Below are 24053 nucleotides of genomic sequence, written 5' to 3'. Positions count from 1 at the left end.
AGAGAAAACTAAATCGCTTTAGGATTGATATAGTTTTTTTAATACATTTTCAACTTCAAATTCAGCACCACAGATCAAACCACTGGCGCGATTATGTTGCCAAGGCCGCCCTATTTGAAAAATTCCCATCGTTTCAGCTGTACTTACATCAAACTCATTATTGTCCTTATGTAACTGAGGAATTTGAATAAAGCTAAAGTCATCTTTATAGCCAATCGCGCTAATCAAAATGTCTGGCGCAATCTTTTCTCCATTATCAAAAGTAATACACTCATCACCAACTGAAACAACTCTAGACTTTAAATCAACTCCCAAAGCTAGAAGTGCTTTGTTATTAATATTCGTATCAGGGAAGGGGTCTCTACTTTTTAAAAACTGAGCAATTTTGAAGCTCTTAGGAAGCCTTAAAAGACCAAACCATTTCAGCAATGAAAACGTTTTAAGTCCCAAGATGTGCTCTGGAAACAAATTTCGCTTTTTGCCTTGTGCTAAGTAAACCTTATTTTTGTCACTAAGCTTTTTCGCAATTTGCCGACCTGAAGCACCATCCCCCACAACTAAGATTTGCTGATTTTTGAAGTTCATTCTCTGTAATTGCTCTAAATCTAGCTGCAAAAACTGAGTATCTCCGTTGAATAGTTTCACAGGCATATTAAATGCGCCGGTGGCTAAAACAATTTGCTTCGCTTTAATCACCCCATGCGCGGTAAAAACAGAAAACTCATTTATTCCATCATGAGTTACCTTTAAAACATGACAATTTGTTTTAACTGCCAGCTGATGATGCAAGGCAAACTCAGATAAATAATCAGCAAACTCGTCTTTAGTTAAATAATCTCCTTGAGAATGAGGGATATAAAAACCAGGGAGCCGATTTAACTTATTCGGGGTAAATAGGGTTAAGCCCTGATAACGTTTCCTCCATTGGTCGCCAACGTGCTCATGTTTATCAAGGATTAAATAATCAACATTTAAGGCCTTTAAACGGCCTCCAAGTGCTAAGCCCATATGACCTGCACCGATAATTAACACATTCGTTTGTAAATTCATAACCACTCCAATAGTAAGGCTTGGTTATAGTAAGAGGTTTTTATCGTTAAAGATTGAATAAACTGGTTATCGATTAATTGAGCTGTGAAGAGGTTACCTTTGAAGGTTTTGAATTCGAAGCTGTTAACTTAGCGAGTCTCTCATAAGTTTCATGATAACCGTGAGAAAGATCACCAAAGTTGATTCTTTGTATAAGCTGCGTCAATTTATCTAGCTCATTAAGTTGTTCATAAACTTCTGCTGTACGAATTAGAGTAAGCGCTAATAACCTCGGGTTATTTTGCTTTAATAGTAATTCTTCAATACGTTTAAAATGCTCAAGCGCCAACTCATGTTTACTCATTAATTGATAAGTTCTTGCTAGGTTAGAGTAAGCCACTACTTTTTTAGCATCATGTTCAGTGTCTTTAATCCAATCTAGTGCTAGTTTATAAAATTTCTCTGCACGCTCATAATTTTGCCAAGCTAAAAAAATATGTCCCTTGTTGGTATGTAATTCAAGGTGAAAAACAGGATCACCTCGCTTGCCAAACTTGTTTTCGGCCAATAGCAATAATTGATAGGCTTTTTGTCTATCACCAAACACATACTCCAAATTTGCAATTTCTACCATCCGCATAGGATCTTCAAAGATATGGTAGATTTTCTCTAATTTAGAAATAGCCAACTGCGCATAGTGTTTAGCTTCTTCTCTCTTACCAAAATAAGCCAATGCTTTTGAGTAGTAATAATTAAGCTGCAATTCAAAAACATCAGGCTTATTTTCAATAGCAAAAAGCGGAGCTATTGTTTGTTCTAATTTCCTAAGCTCACGCTTGTCGTAATAATAATCGAGCTTATAAGAAGTAAGCTTAAACCAGGCTTTAGAATAAATGGGCACAGCGTCACTCTGCTTCTTTAACAAATCTAAACAAGCTTGCTCCTCTTTTTGAAGGCAATAAGACTCGTGATCACTAAAGTGCTCTGAAGCATTTGCAGTAATAGAAGAAAATAAGAGAAAAAGTAGCAACAAAACAATCATAAATTTAGCGTATCAGCTAACACAACAGTATTAGTCTAGACTAAGCAATATATAAAACTGATAAGAAAAAACTATTAAATTTTTTTCTCATTTACACATCATTACAATAAATAAATCCAAAAGGCCTAGCCTAAAAAAATAAACCAACCCTTTATAACCAGCCCTAAGTCAAATTCATCAATTAAGCCAAAGTTAATTTGCTAGCCAAAATTTCATTTATTGCCAATAAGAAAAGTAAACAATTGTAAATACACTCCTGTTTTTATTTCAAAAAAGTGCTTAAATAGCCGCCCTCTAAATACAGAGGCTATTGTTAATAAAAGGAAAATAACAATGTTTAATTATTCTAAAGTTGCGTTAGGTATCGCAGCATGTTTCGCACTGTCTGGTTGTCTTGAAGTTGAAGATAACAATAACAACAATAATGATGCACTAGTACAGCAGCTAGAGCAGCAAAATCAAATCTTACAAAACCAGCTAGACTACACAAAACAACAAGCTGAAGCATGGAAAACTGCTATCACACTCGTAGGCTCAGTAGAGCTTGCAACTGAAGGAGATACACTTCCTAGTGATTTATCTGTTACTTTTTACCACAACGGCCAATGGCACGATGCTGTTTCTATAGCTGCAGACGGTTCGTTTGAAGTATCTGAACTTCCAGCAAACACTGACTTTATTGCAAAGGTAAGCAGTGCGTCAAATGCGATTGTTAAGCGTCATTTTTTCTTCAGAACACCATATAAAACAGATAAATTTGTCCAAAATCTAGTCGCTTTTGAAGTAGGTCTGCCAAAGACTATTGAGTTCACTGTTTTAGATGAAAAAACCAACTTACCTTTTACAGATCTGCACCTAGAAGCTGATCTAGATGCAGATAGCAACGCTTTAAGTGCCCTTAAACAAGTTGCTGGAGACAACTTCTCAAAGGCAACTCTCAATTCTGAAACAGGTATGTATGAGCTAGTGGTGCCTAAAGGCATTACCCTGTTTTTACAGCAAGACCGTGATCTAGATAACGATGGCACGAATGACGTAACTTCTTTTGATGCTAGGTACAGCAATCAGTTAGAAAATAACCAATTGTTTTATTTAGATAAGCAAAAGGCTGAAGAGTTTGAGCTAGTGCTTAATTTTATCAATGCAAATGGTGAAGCGATAAAGCCTGAGCATGTCTTTGCAACAAACAATGATTTTGGTTCATCTGACTTTACCTATGATGACACATTAAAAACTCACTCTGTTGATGCTAACTATCTTGGTTCACTAAGAGTTTATATACCAGAGTTCAGAATCAATGACACTCAGTATAAGTCAAGAAGTCTAACTGTTCGTAACTACAATGAGCAAACAGAATCTTATCAAGTTGAAGGCGCTTTAAACAGCTGGCGTGACCATAACATTGCTGTTGAAAACAATGTACTTAGCGTTGTCGTTGTACTTGAGGAAAATACAGAACAGAATCTTTCTCTTCAAGTTGTAACGAGAAATGAAGAGATAAATCAAGAGCAAGCATTCACTTACTTCTTTAATTCCCCTATTGCTATCAATGAAGAAACGGTAGTCACAGTAGAAAAAGAAAATGCACTAATCGCTACTCCTGGAAATGCATCTGAGGATGATTCAATCGAGCCAGGTACAACTTACTTTGAATATAAGAATGTTGAAGTTGAGTCAAGCAGCATTCTGAGCTTCAATGACACAGCATTAACTTTAAAGCCAAATGCAAAATTAGAAGAAGGGTATAGCTATCGCTTCAATATAGAAAAAATCGTTAACAAGAAGACTGATGAGTTAGAAGAAATTAACTACTCTAATACGGTAACTATCGAAAACACCGAAGCATTCACTGACAATGCGTTTGTTGCTGATAACTTAAACTACCGTAAAGAGGGTGAGTTAATTATAAGTAAAAATACTGCAAATATAGCTGCTGGTAGCAACAGCGATGTTCGCGGTCAAGTATGTATCTTAGTTCCATCTAAGTTCGGCGTTAGGTTCTACAACGTGACTCCTAAGAAAGCGGTTGTAAATGGCGTTGAAACAGAGATTAACAATTCTTGGTCTAACAGCCATTCGGCACAAAATTTTTATAAACTAGCAGACAATGAGAATGTTTCAGGTTCATATCCAATCCGTTCTAGCGCTCAGAAAAATGGCACCTACTCAAGAACTTGTTTAGAGATGTATGATGCGAATTATAATTACATCTCATCTATGGAAGATAATACTCCTGCCAACGAAAATAGCGTAACTGTAGAGATCGAGTATTTCATCGACGCAAATGGTGGAAGAGAATACAAAACAATTGAGAAGAAACTTTACATCGACTAATTGACTCTTTTATTTAGAATTTAAGCCGCGTAAATCGCGGCTTTTTTAATGGTACTATCTCCTTTTTAAAATAATACAACTGCCCTTAACGGAAGAGTCAACAGCTAAGCTCAAGCCATTCACCCCACATAAGCGCTCAACCAAAGATAAACCAATACCAAAGCCGCTTCTGTTTTTGGCTTTTACACCTTGTTGCTTAGCGTGTTGAAAATCAAAGCCACAACCACTGTCTTTTATTTCAAACACACCGTTTCGGGCGTGAATTTTTATCCCACCTTGCTCAGTATAACGCTCCGCATTTTGCACTAAATTTTCGATGATGATCTGCAAGCTTTGCGGGTCTGTATTTAACGTAAAGCTAGGCTCTAAATCACACCCAATTTAGCGCTTGCTGCATAAAGCCTCTAATACCAATAGCATAATCACTTCTGACACTAATAAAGCATCATTAAACTCTAATCGCTCAATATGATAGTGCTGTCCATTGTTACCAAAAATTTCCTTCTTATTTGGATATTACTCAAGTGAGTAGTGGATCTTCTCGGGTAGTGCCTGATGATGTTAATAAACTCTAAAATAACTTTTGCTTAGTGAATCGTACTGCCCCTGCTTAGTGAATTGTATTGCCCCGATACCTCTTAGCTTTGCTCTAATCTATGCCGCTCTTCCATAACTTAGCGATGGATAAATTCATCTTCTACCATGAACATAAAAATAAAACTCAAAAAGACAAACAGACCTGGGTTGTTCAGGTAAATAATCCCAAATAGGCAACAAAACAGCTTTTTGTGGTGCTAAACGTTAACTTTCTAACTTCAACGACTTTCTACCCTCAAAGTAAAACCAACACCATGTAAAGTCGCCGACATATCAAAAGCAAACAGTTTATCGAGTTGCTTACGAATTTACTAAATATGTGAGCCAAGCGCGCCTGACTCTTGCTGCTCTGCAAACAATACCTTTGTAATTAGGTCGCTGCAACTTAAAGGTTTTGAGTGAGACTCTGCAATTGCCTGTAAGATTTAATAATGTAATTTCGATAAAGGGGTCACACTTTGCCAACGTTCAACGACTTGGGTATGACGGTTGATTATCAGCTCGCCAATTACTAGTACATACTCTGCCACAACTCTTTTTCGCATAAATATTAATGACATCTGGGAAGCCAAATATACTTAGCAAACGCTAAAGATAAACTAGTTATTGCTTAATTCAGCCCAATTTAACTCATAGGATAAAAGAGCTATTTTCATCTTAAATACCTTTATTGCTCAACATTTAATGCTTTCAACAAAGAAATATAACTTTCATGATAATGAGGTGATAACTCATCAAACTCGACGAGCTCAAAATAGTCAATAGCCTCATCGATATCTTTCATTTGCAGCTTTACTTCAGCAATCCTTAATGCAATTACATAAATAAAATTATTGTCCTGCTGAAGCTGCAATAGCGCATAAGTTTTTTGGTAATATGTTAAAGCCTCTTCATATTTCAATAAAAACTGGTTAACTCTGGCTAAATTAGAATATGCGACCATTAACTTATCATCATGGCCTGTATTGTTGATCCAATTTACTGCTCTACGGTAAAAACGCTCTGCGCGTTGATAGTTTTTCCATTGATAAAAAATATGCCCTTTATTCGTATTAAGCTCGAGGTGAAAGACAGGATCATTTCTATCTCCAAACTTGTTTTCGGCAACGAGCAAAAGCTTATATGCTTTTTGCTTATCTCCAAATACATACTCCATATTGGCAATTTCAACCATACGAAGTGGGTCTTCAAAAGTATGGTAGAGAGACTCAACATTTTGTATGACATAATTAGCATATTTCTTGGCTTCTTCAGGCCTACGAAAGTACATTAGGGTCTTAGAGTAAAAATAGTACAGTTGGATCTTAAAGCTTTCAGGTTGGTTTTCTATTTGAAGCAATTGAAGAATGAGTGATTCTAATTTTTTGAACTCAGTCTTATCGTAATAATAATCTAACTTGAAAGTCATCAGCTTATACCAGTTTACAGAATGTATCGGTAAAGCTTGCAGCTCGTTATCGATGAAGGTTAAACACTTAATGTCTCTTAGTTCTACACAGAAATCAGTGTGATCATTATAGGTTTCAGACGCTACAGAATTACTTGAAAGCAAAATAACTAAAGTTAACAAGAGTAATTTAAACATGTTGCTATATTTTAACTAAACAGGTTTTATTGTATATTAATCAACAATAGTTTCGCATAGTACTAAATCACTAAAGTGAACCAGTTTATCGCAAAGTAATCATGCTACCCTCAGGCGATGAATCAACCTTCAAATTCAAACCATTTACGCCACATAAGCGCTCGACCAAAGACAAACCTATACCAAAGCCGCTACTGTTTTTAGCTCTTACGCCTTGTTTTCTTGCGTGTTGAAAATCAAAACCACAGCCACTGTCTTTTATTTCAAAAACAGCATTTCGAGCACGAATTTTTATACTTCCTTGCTCGGTATAACGCACCGCATTTTGCACTAGGTTTTCAATGATGATATGCAAGCTTTGCGGGTCTGTATTTAATGTTGAACCCGGCTCTACCTCACACTCAATTTCGAGTTGCTTTGCGCTGATTTGCTCAGCATAGTTCAAAATACTTTGCTCAATGAGCGGCTCAACAAGTACCGGCTGTTTAGTGAGCTGTGTTTCGCCCCGTGCAACCAGTAATAGGCTCTCTACTGTCTTTTGCATATTCTCGGCTGCATGGTGAATACGCATAAATACGCCCCGCTGTTGGGTTGTTAGTTGCTTGTCTGCCTGCAACAGCTCGCATGCACCTAAAATACTGGTGATCGGGGTTCTCAGCTCATGACTGGCATCTCGGGTAAACTGAAGCTCTCGCTCTACAAACTCAGACACTTCATTGAGGGCATTTTCTAAACTATTAGCAAACGCCCCAAGTTCGTTATTAGCAAATGGTGCAGCAAAGCCTTTTGGAAGATGCTCTGGGTCACATGAATTCAGTAACTCGCTAAGCTCGGTTAGTGGTTTTAAAGCGCGTTTTGAGAAGAAGTATGCCAATAAGGCACTCAACAGCAACATGATTGCCGCTAAGATACCTAACAAAATAAGCGCTGGCTGCGTAAAGCCTCTGACAACCAATAGCTGACTCACTTCTGACACCAACAGCGCATCATCAAACTTTAATCGCTCAATATGGTAATGCAGGCCATTATCTCCAAAGATCTCTTTCTCTTTTGGATACTGTTCGAGAGAGCGCTGGATCTTTTCGGGCAATATTTCTTGGTTGTTATAAACCCTAAAATAACTTTTGCTGGGTGAACTGTACTGCCCTATTGCCTCGTAACTTTGCTCTAATCGATGCCGCTCCTCCATAACTTCACGGTGGATAAATTCATCTTCTACCGTGAACATAAAAATAAAACTCATACCGACAAACAGGCCTGAGTTGATAAGGGTAAATAACCCAAAATAGGCAACAAAACGGCTTTTTATGGTGCGAAACATTAACTTTCTACCTTCAAAGTAAATCCAACACCGTGTAAAGTCGCCAACATATCATAAGCAAACGGCTTATCGAGTTGCTTACGAATTTGATAAATATGTGAGCGAAGCGCGTCTGACTCTGGCGGCTCAGCCCCCCATACCTTAGTCATCAAGTCGCTACGACTTAGAGGTTTAGGGTGAGACTCTGCAATGGCCAGCAAGATTTGATAATGTAAATTCGATAAGGGGATTACACTTTGCGCACGTTCAACGGCTTGAGTCTGGCGGTTTATTTTCAACTCGCCAATTTCGAGGACATGATCTGTCGCAACCCGATGACGCATTGATAAAGCTTCAATGCGCACCAAAAGCTCTGCCAGCGCGAAGGGTTTAGTCAGATAATCGTCAGCACCCTGTTTAAAACCACTTAGTTTATCGTCCAATGCGTCGCGTGCTGTAAGCATAATAATGGGGATATGGCGGGTACTTTGTGTTCTCAACTGCTGACAAACCTGTAAGCCGTCGAGGCCGGGTAACATGACATCTAATACGATGACATCAAAATAGCTATTCATCGCCAATTCAAGCCCTTGCGTGCCACTATAAGCAAAATCAACTTCATGACCTTGTGCCATCAAGTAATCCCCTATGTTGGCAGCAATATCAGTTTCATCTTCGACCACTAAAATTGATAATGCAGATGTCATACCCTATCCATTCTTATTCTTTTCAACCTAATACGATACCTCGAGTATGCCATGCCACACCGTGAAGGTAATGTGAAATTCACTTTCACATCGCTTTCACACCTAAGCCAATAAGCTCATTACATCTTATTAAAGGAGCAATTGATATGGTTAAGAAAATACTTTTAAGTTTATTGGCTGTGGTTTTAGTTCTTGTGACAGCCGGGTACTGGGCTTACAACCTAATAGACAGAGACGCTTTTAAGCATGATTTCAAAAACACTCAAAAGGCAGATCTACCTTACATTACAGAAAATATCCCTGAGCACAGAGGCAAAATATTAACGGTGGTTACCAGTCACAGTGAGCTAGGCAATACAGGCAAAACCGTTGGCTATGAATTGACTGAGTTATCACGAGCATATTATGTGTTTGAAGCCAATGGTTTTAGTGTCGATATCGCCAGCCCACAAGGTGGCAAGCCACCACAAGTGCTTGATGGCGACGATATGAATCAATACGACTATGCCTTTTTAAACGATGCAGCGGCAAGCAAAAAGCTTGAGCACACCTTTAAGCTCAGTGAGGTAAACCCAGATGACTATCAAGCCGTGTATTTTGTCGGCGGTAAAGGCACCATGTTCGACTTTATTGATAACCCAGATATCACTCGTCTTGTTGAGCATTTTTATAATAATAACAAGGCCATTGCCGCGGTTTGCCATGGACCTGCTGCTCTGATCGGCGCTAAAAACAGAGAAGGTGACTATATCGTTGCGAATAAAGCCATTACTGCCTTTACCAACGATGAAGAATTATTGCTTATTCCTAATGCGCCTGAAGTCTTTGGTCAATTGCTACAAGATACACTAACAGAGCAAGGCGCTAAATTCAGCGAAGGTACAATGTATCTCAATAATGTTGAAATAGACGGCAACTTAATTACAGGGCAAAATCCATGGTCTGTATGGGCCATGGCAGAAGCCACGATTAAGCAGTTAGGCTACACGCCAAAAGCGCGAGAGATCACTGCGGAAGAACACGCCGTCACTATTTTAAACACTTATCACCAGCAAGGCTCTGAGCAAGCCCTTGCCGTTGCAAAATCCTTGCTAGAAAAACAGCAACCATACATGCGAAATCTAGTGTTTATTCATTCTCTTATGGCATTTATGCAGTTTGATGTGATTGAAGGAGTTAGCTTATTAGTCTTCGTACAGCAGTTGAAGAACTTAACTTAACCTTTTTTTGGCCGTATAGACTGCTTTTTACTGCAATAGTTTGTACACTTACAGCATCAAAATAATCGATAAAAGAGAATTGTCATGACAATTGAGCGCAAACACACAAAACAACGTATGAGCCGTATTGTGGTTCACAACAATACAGTTTATCTATGCGGCCAAGTGTGTGCTGATGCCACACAAGGTATTAAAGAGCAAACGCAAACCATGCTAGACAAGGTCGATGCCCTACTTCTAGAAGCAGGCTCTGATCGCCAACATATGTTAAGTGCTACAGTATACATCAAAGACATGCAATATTTCGCCGAGATGAATGAAGTGTGGGATGCTTGGGTCCCTGAAGGCCACGCTCCTGCTCGCGCATGTGTTGAAGCTGCGATGGCGCGCCCTGAGTTACTTGTTGAAGTATCAGTGGTTGCTGCGGTTAAAAACACTTAACCTGTTAATCATTAAAATGAGCTTTGGTTAAGAGATTTACTAAAGTATTGATATTGAAATGATAACTACTTTTTCAAGTCTGCAGCCGGAGACTTTTAGCGATAACAAGGCGAATTTACGCATCAATAGCTGGCCTATTGTAAGTAAATTCAACGCTGTGAGCGCTGAGAGTAGCCGCTGGAGATAGATTTATTATCCAAAGCTCAGGTTAATTCACTTAAATCACAATATTTGATGGGCGTTTCAGCTGTTCAAATACGTCATCAACGCGTTTGACGCCCAAATCAAATTCAGCGCGACTACTTGGCCCACCAAGGGTAAAGCGTAAACCATTTAAAGTGTGATCAGGCGGCTGTTTAGGATTTTCAAACACGTCTAATGTACGCACTTCGACTTTGTTGGCTTTTAATTGCCCCGCCAAAGCATGCATGTTCAATTCACTTGCTAACGGAATAAATACATTTAGCCCTGCAAATACCGCGGTCATTTGATGTTTTTCGAAAATGGCTTTGAGCGTAGCAATACGATAGCGAATTTCTTCTGCCAGTTTATCTTGGTTATAAGTAAACTCTTTGCTTTTTAACGATCGCATCAAAAGCTCGAAGTTCATCATAGACACCGCCCAACATTGGCTGTGAATTTGTTTTAATAAGGTTTGCTGCCAAAGTACCGGCGCAAGCACATAGCCGGCTCGCAAGCCGCCTGCAAAGTACTTAGAAAAGCTCGCAATATAAAACACTCTATCAGGTGCTTGCTGCCAAAGCGGTAAACGCCACTTACCCGGCAAGCAGTAATTCACATCATCTTCCAGAATAAAAAAATTGTAGCGGCGACTCAGTGCTAACAGTTGCTTTAATTTTTCATCGCTATAACGCACATTCGTCGGGTTTTGGCAGTTTGGGGTAATGTAAATGGCTTTTACCGAGTGAGTTTTACACGCCTGCTCAAGTGCTTCTAGATCTAAGCCATCCTCTTGTACCGCAATACCTAAGGTATTCAAATTAAGCGCGTCACAGGCATGATAAAAGCCGGGATAACAAATGCTTTCATGCACCACAAAATCATTGGGCTGACACACAGACGCTAAACTTGCGTAAATCCCTTGCTGTGCGCCTTGGCAAAAAACTACCTCATGTTGCTCACACTCAAGTCCTTTTTGCTGCAACCAACTTTTAAAAAAGCGTTGATGATGTGGCAAACCGTTGAGTTTATAAGTCATTAGCTGCTCTAACTCTACTGGCTCATTGGCCAAAGATTGCATGGCTTTAGCCAACACTTGCTGCTGCCCCATCATGGGCTGCATGCTTGAAGCAAAATCTGTTTCAGAGGCAAATTCACTGACTTGCTCTTTGACCGCAACAAAAGTTCCTGCGCCAAGTCGAGCAGTCACCACCGCCCTTTGCTCTAACAAAGCATAGGCCCGTGTCACCGTACCATGGGTGATCGATAGAAAGTCAGCGAGCTGACGTTGTGGCGGTAATTTCTCACCAAAGACCAGTGCTTCTTCAGCAATCGCCTGTTCGATTAACTGCGCCAAAGCGCGGTATTTTGGGTGAGCTTGTGAAAGTGTATTAAACCTATCTTGATCTGGCTTCCAAATTGTATTCATAACAATAAAATCATTGCTGCTTTTTAAGCATTATGACAATTAATAAGGTAAGTACAAAACAATTAATTGTATCAATACAATACTTAGGAGCGTTTTACCATGAGTGCCGAGTTGCTTACTTTAATACCAGCCCTTATTTTATTTTGTTTCGCCGCCGCTTTTACACCGGGACCTAACAATATCTTACTGACTTATTCTGGTGCTAACTTTGGTGTTAAGCGCTCACTTAATCATGTCATTGGTATTCGCGTCGGCATGACCGCAATCCATATCATTATGCTATTTGGCTTAGGAAGTTTGTTCTTAGCTCTGCCTGTACTTCATGCCACTTTGCAAGTAGTGGCATCGCTATATATCGTTTATCTTGCGGTAAAAATTGCTCGCACTAGCACGCTAAAGAAGCAAGATTCGCTGCTTGCCGAGCCGATGAGTATTAAACAAGCGGCGCTATTTCAAATCGTTAATCCAAAATCACTCACCATGATCATCTCAGTATGTAGTGCACTGACCTTACCTGGCGACCTGTATTGGTACTCTGCCATTATGGGCTTAATCATTTTTAATATTGTTGGAATCTGCTGCGCATTATTTTGGGTGACGACAGGTAAATACATCAGCAAGTACTTACAATCACCTCAGAGTCTGAAGCGATTTAACCTGATCATGGCGGTTCTATTACTTGGTTGTTTACCCCTAATCTTTATAGCATAGGAGGCGATGATGCAATTAGCTCACCAATTGACCCCATTACAATTTAAAGAAGTCTTTAGTTTTTTGTCAGAGCGTAGCTATTGGAGTAAAGGCATAGACGAAACGCGGCTAAAAAGGGCGATAGATCATTCTTTGTGTTTTGCGCTAGTCGATGGCAAACAATTGTTGGCTTTTTGCCGTGTAGTCACTGATCACGCTACCTTTGCCAATTTATTAGATGTGTTTGTACTTGAGCCCTATCGCGGCCAAGGGTTAGGTAAGAAGCTAATTGATGCTGTGATGACTCACCCTGAATTGCAAGGGTTAAGACGTTTTACGTTAGCCACCAAAGACGCCCATAGTTTGTATCAGCAATTCGGGTTTAATGGATTAGCCAACCCAGAAATTGCCATGGAGAAGTATGTAACAGATATTTATTGCAACCCTTTTAATTAAGAGATCTATTTTGAAGGTTGGTATTAACCAAAGCTTAAATGAAACAAAATAATGGGCCAGTCTTTGCCAAGCCAGCCCATTTAATGTAATTAACTTTCTGCTGGCTGTAACTTAGCTTGCTTCTTTGCAAAACTTGCTAAATACGCTTTTCGCCACAAGGCTTCAAGCGGACCTTGTTTGAATTGACTAAGATACCAATTGGCAAAAACAAGCTGGAAAAGGATCATCCCCACAGCCATTGCCAAGTAATCAATCATCGACGCTGTTAAGTGAACCTCAGGGAAAACCCAACGAAGTAGAACCGCTAAAACAACAGATTGCATAATGTAAAGCGTAAACGCCATGCGTCCTGGTGCTTTGAAGATTTCTATCCAACGGTGGTTGTTTTTAAGTAAATAGATCACACCATGAATATATAGAATTGACATAAAAATTGCAGAGATGCTTGCCAGCAACGAACTTGCTTGATTGCCAACACCCAAATAAATAAAACGAGTCACAATGTCTAAGGAAGTTAAAACGGCAGCCAAAATCAGTGTCAACTTAAACTGTTTCGCGTTTAAGCCTCGCTTAAAAAAACCAATGCGGTAGAAATATACGCCGAGTAGCATTAAACCTGCTGCTTGCCAAAACACCCAAAATGGTGCGGAAAAAATGATCATGGCAACGACTGACGCTTGTGAGATGACTTGGAAACCATAATTACCAACCCACTCATTATATGCCTGCATAAAATCTTCAGAACCACGAAATGAATTTGGAATAAAGTCCGCTGCCAGCACGATCAAGATTGTGAACACAGTACTTAATACTGCGCCGATAATTAGCCAGTTTCTCGCCTTTTTGAAAAGCTCTTGTGTTGGTAGAGTGAGCTTTTTCAGTATGACCAAGCCACATACAGCATAGAATAAAAGGATGTCGCCACCAAAAATAAACACACCATGGATAAAGCCAAAAACTATCAACCAGTTAAGTCGTGATTTTAAGAAGTCTTGAGAATTAAATCCTTTCTTTTCACAACTTTTTATCTGAATGGCTAAGCCTGCGCCAAATAAGATACAGAACAGCGTTCTAAAACGCCCATCAGCAAAAATAGCATTGAAGGTATCGACCCACATATCTGTTTGAGGTGTGATGTCAAAAGGTACATAGCCCAGACTCATAATGCCATGAAAATAGATATTCATTAGCAAAATGCCCAATATGGCAATGCCCCTCAATACGTCAATAGATTGAACCCGCATTGTAATCCCTCATAGATGAAGTACTTAAAACACCATCATATCGACTTAACACAAAAACGGCAGGACAAAGTTGTAAAGAAGTGTCATAACTAAAGAAACAAAAACGCCTGTGTCTTTGTTACACAGGCGTTTTGTTAACTTCTCAGTTATGTTTTTTATTATTTATCTTTGCGCTTGTTATCAAGAATGGCAACTAAAAATGCTGGTAAAAAGCTAATGCTAAGTAGGGTCGAAACCAAAATACCGCTTAGCACTATGATACCCACACCTCGATACAGCTCTGTGCCCTCCCCAGGGATCAGCACGAGAGGCGCTAAGCCAAAGATAGTGGTCGCTGTAGACATTAAGATGGGCTTAATACGCTTTTCGACTGCTTTTCTAACAGCTTCGACCACAGGTAAGCCATTATCGACAATAAAGCGACGCGTTTGGTCAACAATTAAAATCGGGTTGTTCACTACGGTGCCCAACAAGATTAAGAAGCCTAACATGGTGATCATATCAAACGGTTGATGGAAGGTTTGCATACCTAAACTCGCAAGCCCTGAGTTTAAGCCATTCACCATCACAAGACCCAGTAAACCACCCGCCATGCCTAGCGGCACAGTCGCTAGAATGAATAACGGATAACGCCAATGGGTGAAAATAGCCACTAACAGTAAATAGCTCAGCACCAGTGCGATCATAAAGTTGCCCGATAAAGATGCTTTGGTTGCTTCGAGCTGATCGGCTGCACCGCTAATACTCACTTTAATGCCTTGGGCAATTTTGCCCTGTTGCCAAAGTGTTGGCAGTAGCTCGGTGCGCACTTTCTCTTCTGCTACTTCTAACGCTACGTCTCTTGGTGGAATAATGTAAACCGTCACTGTTCGGTTACCATCTACGCGTCTTACTGAGTTACTATTTTTGCTTTCAACCAAGTCAGCCAGCGCATTCAGCGGTAAGACTTCATCTTGTGGCGTCACAATAGGCATACTTTCAAGCTGCTCTAGCGTTTGTTTAGCACCTGCGCCACTGAATAAGAAAATATCCACTTTGTCGTCGTTTAAAATAAACTCATCAACAAACGCCCCATCACTCATTGCTGCTACGGCATAACCGAAGTCTCGACTGCTGATCCCAAGCTCCGCCAAACGATGCCAACGAGGCTGGATCTCTATCAAAGGTTGATCAAGGGTTAACGAGCCCGGGTTAGAATTGATCTGTGGTTTATCAAACACTTGATTTGCTTGCTCATAGACAGCTTCTGCAGCGCGATACAAGTCTTCAATGTCATTGCCTGCGATGTCTACCGCAACTGCACGCGTACCACCATCATTACTAGAAATAATCGAACCGCGCGCCGAGAACGCACGCATGCCTTCATAGCTTCTAAACTTAGTAGTGATGGCATCCATCATCTTATTGATATGAGCAGGATCGACTGGCGCACTTAAAAACCAAATACGACCAATAGATACCGACATCGAATAATAAGCAAGTGGTGGCATATCTGTTTCACCATTGGCAAAAGCGGCACCATCCGCTTTTACATAATCAGCAAAATAGGTTCTTAGTTCACTGCCAATGCGTTCCATTTCAGATAAGTTGTAATTAGGCGGGGCAATCATCATAGAGAAGGCTTTTGGCTCTTCCCCTTCAGGCAGATATTCGGCTGCTGGCATCAGGGTATATGCAGCACCTAAAATCACCACAATAAATGACGCAGAGGCGATACGCGCTCGCTGTTTTGATTGAGTAAAGAATTTCGCACATTTCAGCCAAACTTGAACATAAGCCTTGCTTTGCTTCGCGCTTTCGCTAGCTACCTCTTGCTTATCTAAACGCGCCAAGGCGACAGGGACCACAAAAATGGCCACCAGCATAGATGCGATAATTGCCCCACAAATCGCAATGGCAATATCTGAATACAACTGCCCAGCTTCTTGTTGTACAAATAAGATTGGCGCAAATACCAGTACGGTTGTCGCAGTAGAAGCCAGTACAGCAGGCCAAACTTCTTTCACACCGCTAATGGCGGCTTGGCGCTTGCCTTTACCTTGTTTTTTGGCTTGAAATATCGATTCAAGCACTACGATGGTGTTATCAACCGTCATACCAATCGCAAAGGCCACACCTGCTAAAGAAATCACATTGATGGTGCGACCAAAACTCATTAAGGCTAAAAACGCGGCGATGGTACAGATAGGAATACCCAACACACCGATTAAAGTAGCGCGTCCTGAACGTAAGAAGAAATACATGACTAAAGTTGCCAGCAAGCCACCGAGAATAAGGTTAAACCATACGTTCTCAAGGGAGCTTCGGACATACTGCACGTCATCACTCATGAGCGTCAAGCTCAAACCGTTTTGTTTAAGTAACTGCTGATTTAATTCTTCAACAATCGGCAACATGTCGTCTTTAATCGCCAAAACATTGGAACCACTTTCTCGGCGTACCGACAGACTCAATGTACGCTCACCCACATTGTAAGACAGACTGCGAGTTTCAAAGTGATCTAAAGTCACTGTTGCAACATCTTTAAGATAAATATTAGTATTGTTATGACTGCGAATTATCAAGTTTTCAAGTTCGGTCAACTGCTCAAAACGCCCGACAACACGCAATAAGTATCGGCTGGTACCACTTTCAATATCACCTGCCGATGCATCTCGATTACGATTTCTAATCGCATTTCGTAATTCACTAAGACTAATTCCACGATGCGCAAGTTGCTCTGCATCAACCTTTATTTGAATTTGTCTTTGCGCACCACCACCCACTCTCACTTCAGATACACCTGACACGCTTTCCATTCGCGGCCGAATAAAGTCTTCTGCAAAATCTCTTAATAAATCGACATCCAGATTGAGCGGGTTCCCTGGCAGTGGCTTAAGTACAAAGTACATAAACGCATTGCCCGAGAAAGAACTCGAAAATAATCTTGGCTGATCGACATTTTCGGGGTAATTGGGAACCTGACTTAAAGCATTATTTACCCGAATAAGCGCATCATTGGCATCAACGCCAAACGGAAATTCTAGTTCAATTTCAGCACTGCCCATTCGCGCATAAGACACCATGCGTTTTAAGTTTGGTAGACTTCTTAAATAACGCTCTTGTTCAATTAATATCTCTTTTTCAACATCTTGAGGCGTTGCGCCCGCCCACCCTGTTTGCACAGTGATAGTGCGTACTTCTAAATCAGGGATCATCTGCACAGGTATATTTAACGCGCCAACCAAGCCTAAAATACAACTGATTAATACGATCACGGTGACAAGAACGCCGCGTTTGACAGCTCCTTCAATCATAACGCGTTACCTGAACTGTTTTTCACAGATACTTTTACACCGTTTTGCAGTAACTCAACGCCTGCTTTGATGTATTGCTGCGAGACTGATGCCCCTTTGACTGCTACTCGCTCTGATTGCTGCTGCGCAACCTCAACAAATACGCGCTCTGCTGTATTGTTATTCACTGCAAAAATGCTATAGCCACCATCAGGGTGACGCTTTAACGCAGATTTAGGTAACCAAACCTGCGTATTTTCAATGGCTGGTAATTGAATGGTCACTTGTGCTGAGCTGCCCACCACAAAAGTATTATGCTTTGGTAATGACACAAATACCTTGAATGTCCGATTTACAGTATCGACTGATGCAACTACGCGCTCAACCTGACTATTTATGATACCTTCTGCTTTGTTTTGACTTTGGATCTTTGCATAAATCGGGATCGCTTGTGATAATTGAGAATAATACTTTTGAGGAACAGCGAGCTCTACACGCAACTTATCACTTGAGATGAGATTAAATACATGGTTTTGAGTACCTATCCACTCCCCTACATCAACCATACGATCTGTCACCACGCCTGCAAATGGCGCTTTAATATGGTGACGATTTAAAAGCTCTTGCTGAAGTGCGAGCTTCGCCTCAGCATTTTTTAATTCTGCATCAGCTTTAGTAATATTTGCTTTGCGCTCTGCCAATAAAGTTTGTGCGACTAATTGACGCTTTGACAGTGCTGTTAATTCTTGATGTAAACGCTGCGCTTCTTGTAATGCCACCTGAGCTATATTCAGCTCTGAACTGGCTTGTTCAAATTGCAACTGCACTAAGGTATCGTCTAAAGAAAGTAACAGCTGACCTTGTGTGACCACATCACCCGCTTCAACTAGAATATTAGCCACAACACCCGATTGCTGACTCGCTAATTGTGCATTATGTACTGCACTGATCGATCCCGTTAATGTTAACCCAGCATCAACTGCTCGCTCGGGATAAACCACATCTACTTCAACAGACTCAGCTTTTACTGAGTCGCTATAAAAACCGACTGCCACTATGGTTACAAACCAAAGCACCGACAACTGCACAAAACGCATAGTAAACCTCAAATGATAATTATTAGCAGTAATGTAATTCATTCTTATACAATACTCAGCTATTTTGCGATAAGACTCTGATAATTAAGTTAAGCTATTAACTTACAACCAGTTATGTCAAATTAATGTCTAAACGAACTGAGTTTTGATTTAATATTATTAAAGGGTTAACACTAGACGATGGATCACCTACAAGCACATGAATATTTGATCTCCAAGCCCGAGACTACTGTTAGCCAACCTTTTGGTGAGGGAGTCGATGTTTATAAAGTGAAAGGAAAAATGTTCGCCACATTGGCGCTAGGAAAGGTGAGAAAAGGCGCTGAAGAAAATCCACATTGGTGGATGAATCTTAAGTGTGCCCCCGATGAAGCTCATATATTAAGGGACATTTTCGATGCCGTGATCCCCGGTTATCACATGAATAAACGACTTTGGAACACAATTATACTCGATAGCTCTATTCCACAAGGCGAAATAGAGCGCATGATAGATAACTCGTTTATGTTAGTGGTGGAGAAAATGCCAAAGAAAGCACAAACTTCGATTTACTTCAGCTTTAAAAAATAAAAAAACCAGTATCAGACTCAAAGCAATACTGGTTTTTCTTCGAGATATTTAGGGTTACATTAGGTGTTTATTAAAGAAAACTAACATTTCTTGTAAAGTTTTTACTCGGTATGGTTGATAAACTAAGTAGTGACTTCCATCTTCAAGCTCAATATATTTCACATCTTTATTTGCATCTTCAAGTTCTTCTGCCATCTCACGACTGTGTCTTACAGAAACAACACTATCCTTCGAACCATGAATCAATAAAACGGGTTTGGTAAACTTTTCAGCAAAATTAATTGGAGAAACCTGCTCTAATTGGTCTCTGTCAGTGCCTATCTGCTTACGAACGATGTCTTTATTCGTGAAGTTCCGAGCTTGATAATAGATAAAATTTAAATCTGCGACCCCAGCAAAACTTGCTGCACACTGAAAGGTATCCGGATGTTTTACCAAAGCCATTAATGATGCATAACCGCCATAACTACCACCAGCAATACACATTTTATCTTTCTTTGTATAGCCTTGCGCTACTAACCAGCTCGCAGCATCTTGCAGGTCATCTTGCATTGCTTCACCCCAACCACCGATTGCAGCACTTTCAAAGCTAAAACCATAACCCGATGAGCCTCTAAAGTTTGGCTGAAAAACTAAGTAACCATGGTGTGAGAAAAATTCTGACCAATAGTCAAAGCCCGCATAGTCTCTTGCCATTGGCCCTCCATGGGGCAATATAATGGCAGGGTAAGCTTTGCCTTTCAGATAGTCTGCAGGAAACGTTAAATAGCCTTCAATTTTTGTTTTATCCCGTGCGATATATTCAACATTATTCTTGCCATTATAAAGTTCTCCTTCAATTAAAGGGTACTTTGAAATGATATATTCTAGTGAGCTTTTATTTCGGTCACCTAATAAATACGCACCTGGGTGATCATTTGAAGTGGTGTATAGAATATAAACTTGCCCAGTCACATCTGTATCTATTATCACATTAGTTGAGTCTGGAATGGCCTTATTGATAGAGCGCTGAAGCTTATCAAGATCTTCGTCCCAATACTTAATTAGATCATCAAAACCTGAATGCGAAAAGCCAACGACTTCATTCGTTACTTCTGAATAAACCAATGAGCCATCAACGTCATAGTTTTCGTCATGATAAACCAGTTCACGTGTTTGCTCTGGATCTGTCACATCCATTTTAAATAGTGCGTCTTTATCTTTATGAATGGCTTTGAAATATAAGATATTCGGGTTTTTATCAAATCCTAACAAAGTAACTTTATTGGCAGAAAATACCTCATACTCAAATAACTTTTTCCATTTGTTAGTCTTTAAATCTTTCAAACTATAGGTAACAAACGTATCGTCAATTTGACGCATAATACGCACTTTACCTTGCCTATCAGCAATCCAACCGTCAATGTGCTTTTTTGGTCTTTCAAGACGTTTACGTTTTCCAGTAAGTACATTTAATTTATATACACTTGGCTTATTTGGAGTGTCTAAATCAATAGATAATAAAACATGCTCCGGATCGTTAGATAACATACTGATGACATTATCTTGGAACTGCGAGTTATGCGATTTACGGCCTATGCGAATAACATTTTTTGCCTCATCATCAGTTCTTAAGTCAAACTTTAGTAATCTTGACACTTTGTATCGTATTCCTCTTTCAGACGCTGTAGAGGAAATTCCCATCAATAACACATCATTATTGAGCCAATCAAACCAATTCAGAGTAACTGACAGGTTGTCAGTTTTCGTAATAAAGCGCTTTTTGCCCGTTGTTAAGTCAAAAACCACTAGAAATAATGTTCCTTTACCATTTTGTACAAAAGCCACTTTGTTTCCATTTGGCGATAAGTTCATCTGAGAAGCATTCGCTAAACTGGCATGCGCTTCTATTGGTAATGTACTTTTAAGTGAGGTTTGCGCGGAGGCTGAAGATCCAAAGAGCGTTATTATCAAGGTAAGAAATAAAGCATGCTTGAGCATAATCATCCCTAATCATTGTTATTATTAATTGAATTCATCAAAAATTTTAACCCAGTGTTGTACCTATCTCAATAATGTACTTGATTAACTTCGCGGTTCTTTTACTGTATCTTTGCTAAAAAAGTAAAATCGGACAACGCATTGCAGTATCAAACTTTAGATTATTATATTAATCCTCACGCTTTAACGCTGCAAAGCATAGGTGGCGAAGCGGTTGCAATTCGTCCGAAGACTTGCCAATTATTGATATTGCTTCTAGAAAATGCAGGAAAACCTGTTAGTAAACAGCACATTCTTGATACTGTGTGGGCTGACTCTGTTGTCGCCGAGCAAGTTGTATTTCAATCGATCAATGAACTAAGACAGATATTTATCAATGAAGAAGTTATAAAAACCATACCCAAGCAAGGGTATGTGTGGTTACCTGATGTCTCTAAGTTTGCGACCTCTGAACCAAAACATAAAATCAACCGACACACTATTACAGTGATTATTTGTAGCATAGTAATCGCTTTTATCTTTGTACTGTATTACTTTTCTTTAAAACAGCATGAACAGCCTAAAAAAAATACAGTGGCTGGTTCTGTTGTCATTTTACCGACGCAAAATCAAATTGAAGGGAACGATCACAGCTGGATTCGTTTAGGGTTAATGGACCAGGTCATACAGCGTTTACCCAATAATCAAGAGCATGGTGTATTACAGACCGATTATGTGCTGGAAGTGCTAGAGCGAGCAGGGGCGCCTTTGAATAATGTTCAACCAGAGCATATCCAACAGATATTTACCGTATCTGGTGCTGAGTTGGTTGTCTCTTCAAAACTGTCCGGCTCACCTCACGACTATCAACTAAGTTATATCCTGCACTATAGAAATACTCAACAAAAAGGTGTGTTGTTTGGTCGTAACATTCAAGGTGTGATTGATGGATTTAGCGATAAACTAGCAGAACAATTAGGCGAAGAAAGCTCCCTTCAAGCCAACAACTATCATGCCGATTTTAATCATGAGATGTTAGGGGTAGCCATTGACCTAAAACTTGAAGACAACCATCTAGCTGCAAAGCCTTTGCTTGAGAGTATTATCGCGCATGACCCTGAAAACCTGACTGCGCAACGGCTCTTAATCAACACACTCTTTGAGTTAAAAGATTACTCTGCAGTAAAAAAACACCTTATGTTGGCTATTCCACTCGCTCAAAAGCTTAATGACAAAAATGAGTTAAGTCGCTTGCATTATCTCAATGCCATTCACGCCATTATTGAGGGAGATGAAGAGCTGGCTAAATCAAGAGTTGAGCAAGCTTTGAAAGTAGCTCAAAGCAATAATGATTGGCTATTTATGGCCTACTCGAAAGATCTGTTGGCACGAATTGCTCAGCATCAAGGTGAATACGAATTGGCCAAAACGTATTACCTCGAAGCAAAAAAACATCATCAAGTTTTACGCTGCCCAGTTGGCGAAAGCAGCATTTGGGCAAGCCTTGCTTTACTTGCCAAGAAACAAAACAAACTCGATGAGTTCAATATTGCATTAGACACAGCCAAGCAAATAGCTAGAAGTCGAGCGCTTACAAATCAACTCAAATACTTAAACACTCTAAATTATTAACAATAAAATCAATAACCTTAGATAATTTTAGAAAGCTTTAGTGGCTTTTATTACTTCATGTAAGCGACAAAGAGGTAATTCAAAAGGAGTCACTATGTCATTTTTTAATGCCCGAGTATTTATCGGCACTCTACTATTCTTAGCTTTCATTGTTATGTTGGTTACCTCTGTATTGTTATACAGTCAACAACATGATGCTGTGATTGCGCTTATTCACACTTTAATTGGCGCAGCCATGATTTTAGTTATCGTATGGCACTTATTTAAAAATTCAAAACCTCTCTTCTCTTATTTAAACCCATTAAAGAAACATATGGGCAAAGTCAGCTTTGCCATGCCGCTAGCCGTTTTATTGGTAGGTTATTTGTTGGCATCACCATTTTTCTTTCTACCACCTGCTATGCAAGTTTACACTTGGGGCCAAACCCTAAAAGCCGCAGATAAAGCAGACCAAGATAAAGAGCTAAAATATGTCGAGCGTGTAATTACTCCAGCAGAAGCCAGCGGACAAACGATTACCTTAGAGTTGAAAAAAGGCCCTTACTTTATGTGGCCACAATATGCGTTTTGGTTAGAAACCCTAGACGGTGAATTTGTTCAGCCGCTCTATGTCACAGAGAAAATCGCCACAAATAATTTCACCAATAAAGTCTCTAAAGTAAATCCTGATCAAGTATTCAATGAACATTTACTGATCGGCCAAAATGCAATTGGTAGAGAGGCATTAACCGGTGGTGAAGATGCAAAATCAAAAGATACTCGCATGCGCCCAGAATCGCTGCCTGTGTTTTTACATCAACTTGGTGTGCAAGCCAGTAATGGCTTCTACCTGCCAATTGATAATAAACTAGTTGTTGACGGCTTCAGTGGCGCAACCATGACAGATAATTTCATTTACTCAATTCAACTGCCGACCTCACTGACAGGTCAATACCGTATTCGATTTGAGATAAACCATTCATTCGATTACAACACGTACTACAGTAGTGACCGATTCCCTGACGATCCTGTATATTCAGGCGACGGCTACACTGCGCAACCCTCGCTTATTTATCAAGCAATCATCGATTTTGACCAGCCAAAGAAACTACAGCAAATGCAGCTTATCGGTCACGGTCACCACTCAGGCAAAGATGGCGATGTACGAACTGATCTCAGTAACTTCACCACCGCACTAGAGTTAGTTGATAGGATCTTAGTCTCTCATTCCCTATAACAAAAAAGCGCAGCCAACTGGCTGCGCTATCCGTTTTAATTGAAAAGTTT

Annotated in this window: 20 protein-coding genes; 8 read left to right on the top strand and 12 right to left on the bottom strand. The window is 39.9% G+C overall.

What is annotated here, in order from left to right; translation table 11 throughout:
* Positions 1-18: 18 nt before the first annotated feature.
* Together ABMY35_RS18230 and ABMY35_RS18225 are read right to left on the bottom strand one after the other, a co-directional pair.
* Entirely contained in the window at positions 19-1050 is a 1032-nt protein-coding gene (locus ABMY35_RS18230; protein WP_349287508.1) for an NAD(P)-binding domain-containing protein, read from the bottom strand.
* 73 nt (positions 1051-1123) lie between these two features.
* Positions 1124-2071 carry a tetratricopeptide repeat protein gene (locus ABMY35_RS18225; RefSeq protein ID WP_349287507.1) on the bottom strand — a complete coding sequence of 316 codons (948 nt, stop codon included), beginning with the start codon at positions 2069-2071 and terminating at the stop codon, positions 1124-1126.
* Positions 2072-2404: 333 nt separating this feature from the next.
* On the opposite strand from ABMY35_RS18225, the gene ABMY35_RS18220 reads away from it, so the two are divergent.
* Positions 2405-4405, top strand: coding sequence for a hypothetical protein (locus ABMY35_RS18220; RefSeq protein ID WP_349287506.1), 2001 nt, complete (start codon positions 2405-2407; stop codon positions 4403-4405).
* 54 nt (positions 4406-4459) lie between these two features.
* Here the strand turns inward: ABMY35_RS18220 and ABMY35_RS18215 are convergent, their stop codons facing one another.
* The 5 genes from ABMY35_RS18215 to ABMY35_RS18195 all read right to left on the bottom strand — a co-directional run bounded on the left by ABMY35_RS18215 (position 4460) and on the right by ABMY35_RS18195 (position 8594).
* Entirely contained in the window at positions 4460-4735 is a 276-nt protein-coding gene (locus tag ABMY35_RS18215) for an ATP-binding protein (protein ID WP_349287505.1), read from the bottom strand.
* 692 nt (positions 4736-5427) lie between these two features.
* Positions 5428-5562, bottom strand: a complete 135-nt coding sequence (locus ABMY35_RS18210; RefSeq protein WP_349287504.1) for a hypothetical protein — start codon at positions 5560-5562, stop codon at positions 5428-5430.
* 107 nt (positions 5563-5669) lie between these two features.
* Positions 5670-6587 (bottom strand): tetratricopeptide repeat protein, encoded by a 918-nt coding sequence (locus tag ABMY35_RS18205; protein WP_349287503.1) that lies wholly within the window; start codon positions 6585-6587, stop codon positions 5670-5672.
* A gap of 85 nt (positions 6588-6672) precedes the next feature.
* Entirely contained in the window at positions 6673-7908 is a 1236-nt protein-coding gene (locus ABMY35_RS18200; protein ID WP_349287502.1) for a HAMP domain-containing sensor histidine kinase, read from the bottom strand.
* Entirely contained in the window at positions 7908-8594 is a 687-nt protein-coding gene (locus tag ABMY35_RS18195) for a response regulator transcription factor (protein WP_349287501.1), read from the bottom strand. The genes ABMY35_RS18200 and ABMY35_RS18195 overlap by 1 nt, the downstream gene beginning before the upstream one ends.
* A gap of 146 nt (positions 8595-8740) precedes the next feature.
* On the opposite strand from ABMY35_RS18195, the gene ABMY35_RS18190 reads away from it, so the two are divergent.
* Complete coding sequence (locus ABMY35_RS18190; RefSeq protein WP_349287500.1) at positions 8741-9814, top strand: type 1 glutamine amidotransferase domain-containing protein; 1074 nt, start codon at positions 8741-8743, stop codon at positions 9812-9814.
* A gap of 84 nt (positions 9815-9898) precedes the next feature.
* On the top strand, positions 9899-10255 hold the full coding sequence (locus ABMY35_RS18185; RefSeq protein WP_349287499.1) for a RidA family protein: 357 nt from the start codon (positions 9899-9901) through the stop codon (positions 10253-10255).
* Between the two features lie 217 nt (positions 10256-10472).
* Here ABMY35_RS18185 and ABMY35_RS18180 read toward each other — a convergent pair whose 3' ends face one another.
* A complete protein-coding gene (locus ABMY35_RS18180; protein ID WP_349287498.1) occupies positions 10473-11864 on the bottom strand; it encodes a PLP-dependent aminotransferase family protein in 1392 nt (463 codons plus the stop codon).
* 99 nt (positions 11865-11963) lie between these two features.
* Between ABMY35_RS18180 and ABMY35_RS18175 the strand changes: the two genes are divergently transcribed.
* On the top strand, positions 11964-12575 hold the full coding sequence (locus ABMY35_RS18175; RefSeq protein ID WP_349287497.1) for a LysE family translocator: 612 nt from the start codon (positions 11964-11966) through the stop codon (positions 12573-12575).
* 6 nt (positions 12576-12581) lie between these two features.
* The gene (locus ABMY35_RS18170) at positions 12582-13010 is read left to right on the top strand and encodes a GNAT family N-acetyltransferase (protein WP_349287496.1); all 429 of its coding nucleotides are present in this window, start codon (positions 12582-12584) and stop codon (positions 13008-13010) included.
* An 89-nt stretch (positions 13011-13099) separates the two neighbouring features.
* On the opposite strand, the gene ABMY35_RS18165 is transcribed toward ABMY35_RS18170, so the two are convergent.
* The 3 genes from ABMY35_RS18165 to ABMY35_RS18155 form a co-directional block, all read right to left on the bottom strand.
* Positions 13100-14254, bottom strand: coding sequence for a DUF418 domain-containing protein (locus ABMY35_RS18165; RefSeq protein ID WP_349287495.1), 1155 nt, complete (start codon positions 14252-14254; stop codon positions 13100-13102).
* 158 nt (positions 14255-14412) lie between these two features.
* Positions 14413-17550, bottom strand: coding sequence for an efflux RND transporter permease subunit (locus tag ABMY35_RS18160; RefSeq protein ID WP_349287494.1), 3138 nt, complete (start codon positions 17548-17550; stop codon positions 14413-14415).
* On the bottom strand, positions 17547-18626 hold the full coding sequence (locus ABMY35_RS18155) for an efflux RND transporter periplasmic adaptor subunit (protein WP_349287493.1): 1080 nt from the start codon (positions 18624-18626) through the stop codon (positions 17547-17549). Before ABMY35_RS18155 ends, ABMY35_RS18160 begins: the two co-directional genes overlap by 4 nt.
* A gap of 180 nt (positions 18627-18806) precedes the next feature.
* On the opposite strand from ABMY35_RS18155, the gene ABMY35_RS18150 reads away from it, so the two are divergent.
* Positions 18807-19196: an MmcQ/YjbR family DNA-binding protein gene (locus ABMY35_RS18150; RefSeq protein ID WP_349287492.1), complete on the top strand. Its 390-nt coding sequence runs from the start codon at positions 18807-18809 to the stop codon at positions 19194-19196.
* A gap of 54 nt (positions 19197-19250) precedes the next feature.
* Here ABMY35_RS18150 and ABMY35_RS18145 read toward each other — a convergent pair whose 3' ends face one another.
* Entirely contained in the window at positions 19251-21176 is a 1926-nt protein-coding gene (locus tag ABMY35_RS18145) for an alpha/beta fold hydrolase (RefSeq protein ID WP_349287491.1), read from the bottom strand.
* Between the two features lie 141 nt (positions 21177-21317).
* On the opposite strand from ABMY35_RS18145, the gene ABMY35_RS18140 reads away from it, so the two are divergent.
* Together ABMY35_RS18140 and ABMY35_RS18135 are read left to right on the top strand one after the other, a co-directional pair.
* Complete coding sequence (locus ABMY35_RS18140; RefSeq protein WP_349287490.1) at positions 21318-22787, top strand: winged helix-turn-helix domain-containing protein; 1470 nt, start codon at positions 21318-21320, stop codon at positions 22785-22787.
* A 94-nt stretch (positions 22788-22881) separates the two neighbouring features.
* Positions 22882-24003: a DUF4405 domain-containing protein gene (locus ABMY35_RS18135; RefSeq protein ID WP_349287489.1), complete on the top strand. Its 1122-nt coding sequence runs from the start codon at positions 22882-22884 to the stop codon at positions 24001-24003.
* The last annotated feature ends 50 nt before the right edge of the window (positions 24004-24053 follow it).

This window comes from Pseudoalteromonas sp. BZB3, from assembly GCF_040104455.1.
Classification (GTDB): Bacteria; Pseudomonadota; Gammaproteobacteria; order Enterobacterales; family Alteromonadaceae; genus Pseudoalteromonas.
This window is presented reverse-complemented; position numbering and strand designations above follow the sequence as displayed.